This window comes from Planctomycetota bacterium (assembly GCA_035574235.1).
GTDB lineage: Bacteria > Planctomycetota > MHYJ01 > MHYJ01 > JACPRB01 > DATLZA01.
On the sequence record DATLZA010000016.1, the window covers coordinates 1 to 11,988 of the forward strand.

Consider the following 11,988-nt stretch of genomic DNA (forward strand, 5'->3'; position numbering starts at 1 on the left):
GCAGTATAGCAATCCGGCGCGCGCCTAATCACGGGGCGGATGCTCGGACGAACGGGGCGCTCTACCCGGCCATGGTGCAGCGGGTCGACGTGCGTTCGATGCCTCCGCCGGCTCCCACGGGGTTCTCGGCCTGGCCCCACGACAGCCGGGTAGTCCTCTCCTGGAATGCGGCGCCAAGGGCTTCCGGATACGCCGTTTTCCGATCGGAGTCGCCGGAGGGCATCTACCAAAGAAGTCGGCTTCGCCGGGGAAACGTCTTGGACGGACGACAACGTCTTCAATGGAACGACTTATTTCTATGCCGTCGCAGGAGTCTCGGCCGATTATCAAACCGGACCTCCGTCGGAGCCTGTGACGGTCACGCCCGCCCCTCCGGAGTCGATCCCCGCGCTTTTCGTCGTTGGAAGCGGCCCTCTGGTGCCCGACGACATCGCCGTGCGGGACCGGCTGCTCGCCCTGGGCTATGCCCCGCGGACGATCTCCGCGGCGGCCGCGACGAACGTCGATGCGGAGGGCAAGGCCTTCGTCTTCGTGTCCTACACGGCCCCCGAGGCGGACCTGCGAACCAAGTTCTCCTCCCTGCCGACCCCGTTGGTGGTGTGCCAGCCCGACGTCTTCGACGATTGGGGCCTGACTCCGGGCGACGGGTGGCCCCCTACCCGTGGCACGGCGGTCGGGGAGACCTCGATCACGATCCTTAGCGAAGGCGGTTCCCTGTCGGCCGGTCTTTCGGGAACCGTGCAGGTGGTATCGACTCCCTCAAACTTCTCATGGGGCATTGCGCATCTCGGGAGCCATATCGCCCGGCTTCCGTCGGACCCTTACCGACCGGCCATCTTCTGCTACGAAAAGTTCAGCGTCTACGGTTCCTGGCCCGCGGGCCGTCGCATCGGATTTTTTCTCGGAGCGGGCGCGGGCGCATCCCTGACCCAGGCGGGGTACGCCCTTCTGGACGCGGCCGTACGCTGGGCGGCGGGCACGCCGCGGGCACCCCAGAACGTGCAAGTTACGCCCGGCTTTGAAGGACTCCACATCTCGTGGACGCCTGTGGAAGAAGCCGCGAGTTACATCGTTCTTCGCTCGACCTCTCCGGACGGGCCTTTTATCGCCCTCTCATCCGGTCTGACGCAACCTCATTACGTCGACCTTACCGCGGAGCTGAACACGAATTATTACTACAAGATCGTCGCGCAAAGCGGAGCCGGCCGAAGCGAAAGTTCCACGCCTGCGCAGGGCACACGCGCAGCACGACAACTCGTCGTCGCCTTCACGGGCAACCCTTACCTCAAATTGTACCGCCCCAACCAGGGCCCTAGTGAACCATCCCCAACGTCCATGTACCGCGCCTACGTTTTCAAGAAAGTCACCGAGGGCGACCAAGTCTCGATGACTTACGTAGGCCGCAGCGAACTCCTGGCGGGAAGCGGTTTCTCGTATGGATTTCGCGCGGCCAATCGTATCCACATGACGAACCTTAATCCCGACAGCCATGGGAATCCCCCACCCACATCTCAAGCCGAGGTGACCCGCATCGCCGTCAATAATTCACAATTGACCGACGTCCAATGGGCAATGTTGAATTATACGGCGAAGGTTGAGGGCTTTCCCGAATGGTCCCAAGGGCTGCCTCTCTTCCTGAGTGGTCTTAACAAGGTAGCCATCATCTATAGATTTCCTTCCAATGAGACGGGCAGGACTGAATGGCTGGACCCGAACGGCCAAAGGAATCAATTCTTCATCAACCCTGACGCTCCGGATGACAACGAGAGACGGCGAAGGCGCTCGGAATGGGCAGATTGGTTTACGAGCCAAGCAGAAACATATCTTTATCAAGGAGCCGTAGGGCTTTATCACGTGGTCGACAACGCCATGGATCTAAAGCTGCCCATGCGTGGATCCGTAATGGAGGTCGGCGAGACCGTGACTTACACTTTCAGAGACGGAACAACGAGGGCCTACACGTCGGCCACAGACGACTTTCTTGCTGTCGATAAATTGGTGGGCCAGAATGCCTATGGCGTCCATGTTTTTCTTTGCAAGCGGATAGGTAACCGGACACGCCCCTCAGAGATCATCGCCGGAGTGACGCAGCCCATCAAAGGCGGCAGATTCATCATTCTGGCGGATAACGGGGATCCCAAGACGCTCGCACATGAGATCTGTCATGCCGTGGGTATGGTGGCCCATGCGGAAGACGTCAAAGAAGACATTTCGGGGCGGCTAAACAATATGAGACCCATCTTCGGAGACGTTCATCCCAATTCTTCCCCTTACAATCCCCTGAACTGGAACCTCATGGCGGACCCCGACTACGGCTTCGAAACACATCGTTGGCTCGTATTTTCGCAGGCTGTTAAACTATCCACGAATTCGGAGGCGCATTTTTCCTTCAGGTTTCGCTGGTAGCGTGCCGGCAATGAATCGTGTCTTTCATGGCCTTGCGGCTCTGGCCCTTGCGCTTTTTGCCATCGTTACGTGGCTGCGAAAAGAGCGCGTTGACCCCGCGCCTGCCGGCCGTCCGACAACTCCACGAGTCTCGACGCGCGAAACGGCCGATCATGCTCTTGCGCCCTCGCCCACCCGCCCGGAAAATCCTCTTCCAGGGCACCCGGGCAGATTGTCCTCATTGAACGATATCCATGCCCTCCTCACGCGCCTGAGCGACCGTTTCTCCCGCACGAAGATCAAGACCGACTTTGGGTTCAATGACGAACGCAACTTTTTGTTCGAAGAAGAAGCCAGGACCGGCCGCCGAGAAAGCCGACTGCTGGCCGCTGTCTATCCTGAAGAAGTCCTGCGGTTCGCCCTGAATACCGTGCGGGACACGTCGCTTGAACGTCACCGGCGACGTTATGGAATCGTCCTGCTCGGGTACCTGGCAAGACAGGGATGCAAGGAAGCCGAGGAGGAACTTGTTCGAATCGCTTCGCTCCCCAATAAGGAAGAGGGGGAGCAGGCGCTTGCCCTCCTCGCCGCCGCCGATCCGCAGGGCGTCCATCGAACCCTTTATTGGAAAAAGTGTCAGGATCGATGGTTGTCGGCCTTGGACGCCGTCACGAGCTGGCCGGATCCCTTTTCTTTGGCGACTCTGAAAGGCGTTCAAGCTGAGCTTCAAACCATCGAGGCGGCTCCTTCCGACCTCGTCTTTTCCGTCAAGCATCGCATTAAGCTGCTGGAGATCCTCCTGTCTCCGAATGCGGAGGCCGCGGTTCTCGCCATCCTTCGCAATCCGAATCACCCTGATGTCCGAGACGAGTTGTGGGCCTTGCGCGTGGCCGAAATCCGCAGGTTCGAGGGATTGAAGGACGCCCTCCGAGAACGACTGGACTACTGGCAGATGCAACTGCAAAAGTCCGAGAACGCGATGGAAATCTTCCGCAGAAAGTGGCTCGAAGGGGACGCACCTCAGGACCCGTTTCCCGTCGCGCCCCTGGTGCAGCGCTTCGTAAGCGGCTCCCTCAGCGAGATCTCCGATTTCACCTTCGACGCGATCCTCGTGCTGCAGTTGGAAATCGGCGGGCCCCTGACCGACCTCGAGAAGGCGCGCCTGCGCCACTTCGGTTACGCCTGCGATCCCCGCGAGCGACTCGCCGAACTCCTGGCCGAGGAGCCGACCTCCGCCCCCAAGTAGGCCGGGAGCCGCCGGAAAACATCTCCGAAGTCCGCTTCATGGCGGCAGTCTCCACCCCGAACGGTTGCTCGGGAGATGCGTAGACGTGAGCGAACAAGACGGCGCCGGCGAGGTTGCGTTCCCCCGGCCCCTCCGGTATCATCGATCCCGTCGGGCGAGCCCCTCGCAAGGAGGCCGAATGTCCATCCCCGCGGCGCTCATCGCGTTCCTCTCCGCCCCGGCCGCCCCCTCCCAGGACGCCCCTCCCCCCATCGCCTTCACCGTCTCCGAGCTTCCCGCCGGACCCCGCAAGGGCCCCGGCTTCCGGTGCGAGGGCGAAACCACCCTCCCCGACGGCTGCCGGCTCCAGATCAACTTCTACTTCGGCGACATCCGTTACGGCGCCGAAATCCACCGCGGGGCGGTCCTCGTCCGCGAAGGCCGCTTCTCCTACGAGGCGGCCCTCTTCCCCAAGGAGCTCTATCCGAAGGGCGTCCTCCCCGGCCTTTACGGCGTCCAGGTCCTCTTCAACCCCGGTCTCCAGGGGCCCCCTTTCGACACCCTCCCCCGCCGGCACGCCGACCGCACGATCCAGGTGGGCTCCACCCCAGAAATCGTCCGCGCCCAGAACGCCGTCCGCGCCCGCCTGGCCCAGGAAGTCCGCGCCGTGCGCGCCCTCTCCGAAGAGGTCATGGAGCGCCTCAAAGAATCCGAAGGGAAACCCCCCGACCCCGAGGGATGGAAGAAACGCCTCGAAGACTGGCGGCGCCGCTGCCTCGAGATCGAACTGCGCGCCCAGCAGGATCCCGCGGTGCGGTTCCTCGGACTCAGCGGCGTGGCCGACGGCGGCCTCGAGGCGCTCCGCAACCTCTTCCTGGCCACGGCCTACTTCGCCGCCGCGGGCCAAGGCCCCCAGGCCCTCCAGGGCAACGAACGGCTCTACGTGGAATCCGAAAAGCTCCTGGCCGCCCTCGCCCCGCGCCCCGAAGACCTCACCCGACTGCGCGGCGAACTGGCCTCCGAAGCCCGCGGGATCCTGCGCCAGGCCCTCGACGCTGCAGACCCCGCCGCCGTCGCCGCCGCCCGCCGCCGCTACGTCGAAACCCTCCTCCTCCTGAGCCGCGCGGCCGACGCGGTTCACCACGAGGAGATCCTCGGCCTCGCCCAAAGCGGCGTCGCGTTCTTCGACGCCCTCGGACGCGATCCCGCCGAAGCCCGCTCGCTTCTCGAATCCCTCGAACGACGCCTCCAGGCCCTCATCGAACTTTTCCGACGTTCCCCGTGACGCCCGACCTCATCTACGACTGGAACCGGGACGGCGACGCCCCGCCGCGTCCCCCCCGCCCGATCGAGTTCGACGACGAAACCCTCCGCGACGGACTCCAGTCCCCCAGCGTTGTCAACCCTCCCGTGGACCGGAAAATCGAAATCCTCCGCCTCATGGACGCCCTGGGCATCGACACGGCGGATATCGGACTCCCCGGCGCCGGAGGAACCGTGAAGGAAGATACGCTCCTCCTGGCCCGCGCCCTTCAGGAGGAACGCCTCCGCCTGGCCGCCAACTGCGCCGCCCGGACCCTCGAGGCCGACATCCGCCCCATCGTCGAGATCGTCCAGAAAACCGGTCGACCCATCGAGGCCTGCCTCTTCATCGGCTCCTCCCCCATCCGCCGCTACGCCGAGGACTGGACCCTCGAGGACATCCTCCAGCACACCCGCCGCGCCGTCACCTTCGCCGTCCGCGAAGGGCTCGAGGTGATGTACGTCACCGAGGACACCACCCGCGCCCATCCGGCCGACCTCGAGCGCCTCTACCTTGCGGCCATCGAGTGCGGCGCCCGTCGCATCTGCCTGTGCGACACCTGCGGCCACGCCACCCCCTACGGCACGGCCCGCCTCGTCCGGTACGTCCGCGCCTTCCTGGCCTCGCGCGGCCTGAACCACGTCAAGGTGGACTTCCACGGCCACATGGACCGCGGCCTCGGCGTCTGGAACGCCGTCGCCGCGATCGAGGCCGGCGCCGACCGCGTCCACGGCACCGCCCTGGGGATCGGCGAACGCGTCGGCAACGCGCCGCTCGACCAGATTCTCGTCAACCTCAAGCTCCTGGGCTGGATCGACCGAGACCTCACCCGCCTGGCGGAATACTGCCGGAAGGTGTCCGAATACTGCGGCGTCCCGATCCCGCCCGGCTACCCCGTGGTCGGCAAGGACGCCTTCGAAACCGCCACGGGAGTCCACGCCGCGGCCATTCTCAAGGCCCTCCGGAAAGGAGACCGCGCGCTCGCCGACCGGGTCTATTCCGGCGTCCCGGCGTCCGAATTCGGCCGCGAACAGGTCATCACCGTCGGCCCCATGAGCGGACGCTCCAACGTCCTCTGGTGGATGGAGCGCCACGGAGTGCGGCCCGAGGAATCCCTGATCGCGGCCGTCCTCGAACGCGCCAAACGCTCCGACCGCATCCTGAACGACGAGGAGATCTGGGATGTCCTCCGAAACAAAGCCTGAGGCCGCCCTCCTCGCGGGCGCCATCGTCCTGGCCGCCTTCATCGTCGTCGCCGGGCTCCTCTTCCTGCGGTTCCTCCCATGAAGCGCCGCCGCCCCCTCATCGGCATCAACTGCAAACTGACGACCTCCGAGGGAGACCCCACCTACGCCCTCGACCGCCTCTACGTGGACGCCGTCTGGAAGGCCGGCGGCACGCCCCTGCTCATGCCCTTCTTCCGCTCCCGCCGCGAGGCGTCCGATTTCCTCGAACGCCTGGACGGGGTCCTCATGACGGGCGGCCCCGACGTCAACCCGCGCCGCTGGGGCGAAGCCCCCCACCCCAAGACCCGGCTTCTCCACCCCGACCGCGAAAAGAGCGATTTCTGGGTCCTCGAGGAGGTCCTCCGTCGCGACCTTCCCCTTCTGGCCGTCTGCTGCGCCTGCCAGGAGCTCAATGTGGCCCTCGGAGGCTCTCTTCACCAGCACCTCCCGGACCTCCCGGGAGTCCGGCGCCATGCCGGAGGCGTGCGCCATCCGGTGGACGTGACGCCCGGCTCGAAGCTGCGGGAGATCCTGGGCGGCTCGCACACGGGGGTCAATTCCTGGCACCACCAGGCCTGCCGGGAGATCGGCCGGGGCCTCTCGGTCGCCGCGTACGCCCCGGACGGGGTCGTCGAGGCCGTCGAAAGCTCCCGCCATCGCTTCGTCGTGGGCGTCCAGTGGCATCCCGAGCGGATGTCCGGCGACCGCCGCCAGCGCGCCCTCTTCCGGGCGCTCGTGGCGGAAGCCGGCCGACCTCCCTGAGGCGCCGAAGTTCCAGCCTCGGGACGGCGAAGACGGCTAACATTCCCGCCCCCCGCGGTTCAGTGAAGTGGCCGTTGCCGTTGGAAAGGACCGCCGTGCTGAAGTGGACCTCTCTGGACGGAGCCGGCGTCGAATGGCTCCGCGATCACCCCAACACGTACGTCCGGCTGGAGCTGCCGTGGCTGGAGTACCTGCGCTCCCGCTTCGACCTCCGGGTGGCCCGTCCTCTCGGCCGGACCAAGTTCGGACAGCACGTGGAGGAATACCGGGAGCACCGGGAGGACCGCGCGCTCCACGTGCGCCAGTTCTCCGACCATCTGGTCATCCACACGGACTGGTGGAATCCGGACTGGAGCTGGGCCGCCTTCTTCCGCCACCTCGTGCGCGACACGCCCGTGCCGCACATCGGGCTGGCGATCGGCCTGGCGGGACTGGCGCTCTACCTGGCGCTCGGGTGAATCACTCCTCGAGCCCGAACTCGCGCATCCAGTAATCGACCTCGCCCGGAGGGACGCCGCCCGGCTCGGGGGGCTCGCCGGAACCCGGCCCCTCGAGCCGGCGCAGGAACTCCCGGCACGAGACGACCCGGAAGCGGCGCTTCCGGGCCCCGGTCGCGATGGCCCGGTCGTCGCTGACCACGGTGTAGGCCGTCCGGTCGGACGTCGAAGCGAGCGTCCGTAGAATTTCCTCGTCCGCCGTGCGGCCCTCGGCAACGCCCCGGATTTCGACCGCGCCGCGGGTCTCGAGGGCGCGCAGGCCCGCCGTGGGATCGAAGACGATCCGCGCCCGGTAGCCTTCCCGGCGGCACCAGGCCTCGACCCGCGCCACCATCCGCTCGCGCGCCTCGGCCGTGGGCCGGCCGCCGGCGATCGCGTGAAGCAGATTGTACCCGTCGATCAGAAACACAGCCGGCCGCCGACCAGGACGTGGCGGGCCCGGCCGCGCAGGGTCATTCCCTCGAACGGCGTGGAGCGGCCGCGCGAGCGGAACGCGGCGGGATCGACCGTCCAGGTCGCCTCCGGATCGATCAGGGTGAGATCCGCGTCGGCCCCCGGCTCGAGGCGTCCCTTCGCGCGCAGCCCGAGAATCCGCGCCGGGGCGGCGGTCATCGCCTCGATCGCCCGTTCGAAGGGGATCCGGGTGAGCGTCAGAACCGCCCCGAGCGTCGTCTCGAGCCCCACGACGCCGTTCGGGCAGGCCGCCAGCTCCCGCTCCTTCTCCTCCACCGTGTGGGGCGCATGATCGCTGGCGATCGCGTCGATCGTCCCGTCGGCCACCGCCTCGGCCACGGCTTCCACGTCCTCGCGGGTCCGCAGCGGCGGGTTCATCTTGAAGCGCGACTCGTAGCCCCGCAGGCGTTCGTCGGTGAGCGTCAGGTGGTGGGGCGACGCCTCGGCGGTCACGCGGATCCCCAGCTTCTTGGCGCGCCGGACGACGTCCACGGTCTCCCGGGCGCTCACGTGGCAGAGGTGCACATGCCCGCCCGTGAGGGCGGCCAGGTAGACGTCCCGCGCGGCGAGGATCGCCTCCGCGGCGTTCGGCGCCCCCCGGAGCCCCAGCTCCGCGGAGACGCGGCCTTCGTTCATGACGGCCCCGCGGGTGAGCGTCGTATCCTCGCAGTGGCTGAGGATCGGGCGGTCGAGCATGCGGGCGTACTCCAGCGCCCGGCGCATGAGCTCGGAGTCGAGGATCGGATGGCCGTCGTCGGAAAAGGCCACCGCGCCCGCTTCCGCCATGCTCCCCAGCTCCGCCAGCTCCTTCCCCTCGAGCCCCCGGGTGACCGCCCCCACCGGAAAGACATGGGCCATTCCCGCCCGCCGGGAGCGCTCCAGGACGTAGATCACGCCGGCGGCGTCGTCGCAGGGACGGCCGGAGTTGGCCATGGCGGCCACGCTCGTAAACCCTCCCGCCACCGCCGCCGCCGCCCCCGAGGCGATCGTCTCCTTGTCCTCCCGGCCGGGCTCCCGAAGGTGCACGTGCATGTCGATGAGGCCGGGAACGACGATAAGTCCCCGCGCGTCCAGGACGGTTTCGGCCCGGTCGGCGATCTTCCCCACGCGGACGATCTTCCCGCCGTCCACGAGGACGTCGAACGGGCGGCCGCCCTGGATCAGGATCACGACGCCGCCTCCGAAAGGAGAAGCAACACCGCCGCCCGGACCCAGACGCCGTTGGACACCTGGTGGAGGATGACGGACCGGTCGCTGTCGGCCGCCTCGGCGCAGATCTCGACGCCCCGGTTCATGGGGCCGGGGTGCATGACGATCGCCCCGGGCCGCAGCATCGCCAGACGCTCCCGCGTCAGTCCGAAGAAGCGCACGTATTCCGGAACCGAGGGGAAAAGCCCCGCCTGCTGGCGCTCCAGCTGGAGCCGAAGCATCATGACGACGTCGTGTTCCCGGAGCGCCCGGTCGAAGTCGTGGGTGACGGGCGCGTCGAGGTCGCGCGGAACGAGCGTGGGGGGACCCACCAGGGTCACGTCGTTCCCGAGCTTTCGTAGGGCCCAGAGGTTGGAGCGGGCCACGCGGCTGTGGGCGATGTCCCCGACGAGCGCCACGCGGAGTCCGGAGAGGCGCCCCAGGCGCTGGCGGATCGTCAGAAGATCGAGAAGCGCCTGCGTGGGGTGCTCGTGCGCGCCGTCCCCGGCGTTGACGACGGAGCTCCGCACGAGGCGCGAGAGAAAATGGGGCGCCCCCGAGGCGCCGTGCCGGATCGCCGTGAAGTGGACCCCCATGGACTCGATCGTCCGGGCGGTGTCCTTGAGGCTTTCGCCCTTGGCCAGGCTCGAGGCGGAGGGAGAGAAGTCGATGACCTCCGCGCCCAGGCGCCGGGCGGCCAGGACGAACGACGTCTTCGTGCGGGTGGAGGGTTCGACGAAGAAGGTGAACAGACGCCGGCCGCGCAGGGGGGCGACCTCCTCCCGCAGGGCGGCCAGCTCCTCGGCCACGGAGAGAACGAGCGCGATGTCGTCGGCGGAAAGGTCGCGGGTCCCGAGGAGGTGGCGGTGCGTCCACGCCCGGCAGCGGGTCCGGAGGGCCTCGAGCGCCATCGGGGCGGGAGTGTATCACACCCCGCGGCGCCTGGCAACGGCGGGAAGAAGCTACAGCTCCCGGATCCGGATGTTCCGGAACTCGACACGCGTGCCGTGGCCCAGGAAGCCGATGTGCCCCTTCGCGTTCCTGAGCCCGGGATGCTTGCGCAGAACCTGCTCATCCCGGATTTCATCGAGGTCCGCGTCCACGATCACGGCGCCGTTGAGCTTCACCGTGATCCGGCGGCCGCGGGCGGTGATCTCCTCTTCGTTCCACTCCCCGACGGGCTTGAGGTGCCCCCGCCGGGCGGGAACGACGTCGTAGATCGAGCCGTGATACTGGGTGGGCCGCAGGTTCTGATACTTGGATCCCGAGTCGTCGAGAATCTGGATCTCCATGCCCACGTAGGCGGCGTCCCCCTCCAGGGGCGCGCGGATGCCGACGCCGTTGTTGGCGTTCGGGGTCAGCCGGAACTCGAAGCGGAAGACGAAATCCCCGTATTCCTTCTCCGTGAAGAGATTTCCGCCGTCCTTCTCCGTGCAGAACAGGATTCCGTTTTCGACCTGGTAGCCCCGGCCGGTCTTGTTCTCGCCGCTCCCCTTGCGGCCGTAGATCCAGCCCGAAAGGTCCTTTCCGTTGAAAAGCGGCACGAATCCCTCTTCGGACGAGTCCTGCCCCGGCGACGCGCACGCCGTGGAGGCGGCCAGGGTCCAGAGCGCCAGCATCCGGTTCATCGTCGTTCTCCTGGGGGAAAGAACGCCGTTCAGATACATCCCGCGGGGCGGCGGCGTCAAAGGATTTCTCGCGCCGGGCTCACCGGCGCTGCGTTTCGACAGGCGGGCCGGGAAGGGGCGGAACGGCCTTGCGGAGGAAGAGCAGCGCGAAGCAGGTATCCCACACCTCGTGGCCGCCCTCCCGGCAGGTCCATGCGCCGCTGGAGCGCTGCGTCTCCAGAAGCGCCTCCACGCCCTCCGCGTACCACGCATGCTTCCCGATCGTCTCGGTGCCGTAGAGGATCGCCGCGCGCTCGAGGGCATAGAGGTAGTAATAGAACATGTAGGAAGACCGCCCGCCGCCGTGCTCGGGGGAACCCGGATTCTCCCTGGCCGAGAAGTGGCGCGCCAGCCACTCCAGCCCCGCGCGCACCTCCGGGTCGCGCCGCCAGTCCCGCCCGAGAAGATAGTCGTAAATGACCAGGCTCCCCACGGCCCCCGCGGTCATCGACCCGTAGCCCCGGTGCCCCGCATGGTCGCGGCCCCCGTAACACCAGCCGTCGGCGCCGCCCGGGGCGCGCGTATCCCGGATCTGCGCCGACCTCCACCACGCGGCGGCGCGTTCCAGAACCGAGGGATGGACCTCGACGCCCGCCTCGAAACAGGCCCGCAGGCCGAGCGCGGCGAACATCGAATTCGAGTTATCCCCCGCCTCGGGCCCTTCGCGCATCTTGCGGATGAAGATCCGCCGGCGGACCTCGGGCTTGGTGCGCTCGGAGCCCGACGGAAACTCCCGGACCGCCTTCGGCGCGCGGATAGCCGGGACGTCCCGCGTGGGCACCGAAACGGCCAGGTCGTCCACAAAGATCGACGGATCCCCGTACGACCACTGGCCGTTGCGGCACTGGTTGTCCGCCAGGAACTGGGCGCATTGGGCGATCCGCGGCTGATACTTCACGCGGTCGATCTCCTCCAGGATCATCGCCTGGAGCGCCACGTTGTAGGTGCGCTCGAGGCGCCGATCCAGAATCGCTTTCAGAAGGCGCTGGCGGTCGGGATCGTTCTCCGGAACGCCGGCGTGGACGAACGTCCAGAGCACCAGCTCGTCCGTACGGGGCTCCCCGCCCGCCAGGGTCCGCAGAAAGGACACACCGGCGCGCACGGCCTCCTCCGGCGTGCGGCGGACTTCGATCACATGAGGCGGCGGCGTGGCCGCGTTCGGTCGCGCCTTGGCGGGCGCCGGAGCGGCAGGGCGGGCGGGCCGCTCCGCCGCCGGGCTTTCCACGGGAGCCTCCGCCGGAGCGGCGACCACGGGCGGTGGAGGCGCTTTCGGCGCCGCCGG

Annotated in this window: 11 protein-coding genes; 6 read left to right on the plus strand and 5 right to left on the minus strand. The window is 67.4% G+C overall.

The genetic code is table 11. The features are described 5' to 3' along the window. Positions 1–417 precede the first annotated feature (417 nt). The 6 genes from VNO22_01005 (at position 418) to VNO22_01030 (ending at position 7,359) form a co-directional block, all read left to right on the plus strand. Complete coding sequence (locus tag VNO22_01005; protein ID HXG59926.1) at positions 418–2,406, plus strand: fibronectin type III domain-containing protein; 1,989 nt, start codon at positions 418–420, stop codon at positions 2,404–2,406. Between the two features lie 10 nt (positions 2,407–2,416). Next, the gene (locus VNO22_01010) at positions 2,417–3,631 is read left to right on the plus strand and encodes a hypothetical protein (protein HXG59927.1); all 1,215 of its coding nucleotides are present in this window, start codon (positions 2,417–2,419) and stop codon (positions 3,629–3,631) included. Between the two features lie 178 nt (positions 3,632–3,809). Further along, positions 3,810–4,895, plus strand: a complete 1,086-nt coding sequence (locus VNO22_01015; protein ID HXG59928.1) for a hypothetical protein — start codon at positions 3,810–3,812, stop codon at positions 4,893–4,895. Then, entirely contained in the window at positions 4,892–6,118 is a 1,227-nt protein-coding gene (locus tag VNO22_01020) for a LeuA family protein (protein HXG59929.1), read from the plus strand. Before VNO22_01015 ends, VNO22_01020 begins: the two co-directional genes overlap by 4 nt. Positions 6,119–6,196: 78 nt before the next feature. Next, positions 6,197–6,901, plus strand: a complete 705-nt coding sequence (locus tag VNO22_01025) for a gamma-glutamyl-gamma-aminobutyrate hydrolase family protein (GenBank protein ID HXG59930.1) — start codon at positions 6,197–6,199, stop codon at positions 6,899–6,901. Between the two features lie 95 nt (positions 6,902–6,996). Next, positions 6,997–7,359 (plus strand): hypothetical protein, encoded by a 363-nt coding sequence (locus VNO22_01030; GenBank protein ID HXG59931.1) that lies wholly within the window; start codon positions 6,997–6,999, stop codon positions 7,357–7,359. Between the two features lies 1 nt (position 7,360). On the opposite strand, the gene VNO22_01035 is transcribed toward VNO22_01030, so the two are convergent. The 5 genes from VNO22_01035 to VNO22_01055 all read right to left on the minus strand — a co-directional run. Further along, complete coding sequence (locus tag VNO22_01035) at positions 7,361–7,807, minus strand: NYN domain-containing protein (protein HXG59932.1); 447 nt, start codon at positions 7,805–7,807, stop codon at positions 7,361–7,363. Continuing rightward, positions 7,798–9,021, minus strand: a complete 1,224-nt coding sequence (locus VNO22_01040) for a dihydroorotase (GenBank protein ID HXG59933.1) — start codon at positions 9,019–9,021, stop codon at positions 7,798–7,800. The genes VNO22_01035 and VNO22_01040 overlap by 10 nt, the downstream gene beginning before the upstream one ends. Then, complete coding sequence (locus VNO22_01045) at positions 9,018–9,950, minus strand: aspartate carbamoyltransferase catalytic subunit (protein ID HXG59934.1); 933 nt, start codon at positions 9,948–9,950, stop codon at positions 9,018–9,020. Before VNO22_01045 ends, VNO22_01040 begins: the two co-directional genes overlap by 4 nt. Positions 9,951–10,001: 51 nt before the next feature. Continuing rightward, positions 10,002–10,667, minus strand: coding sequence for a DUF1080 domain-containing protein (locus VNO22_01050; protein HXG59935.1), 666 nt, complete (start codon positions 10,665–10,667; stop codon positions 10,002–10,004). A gap of 79 nt (positions 10,668–10,746) precedes the next feature. Continuing rightward, positions 10,747–11,988: prenyltransferase/squalene oxidase repeat-containing protein (locus VNO22_01055; GenBank protein ID HXG59936.1), on the minus strand; the 1,242-nt coding region annotated here is incomplete at its 5' end.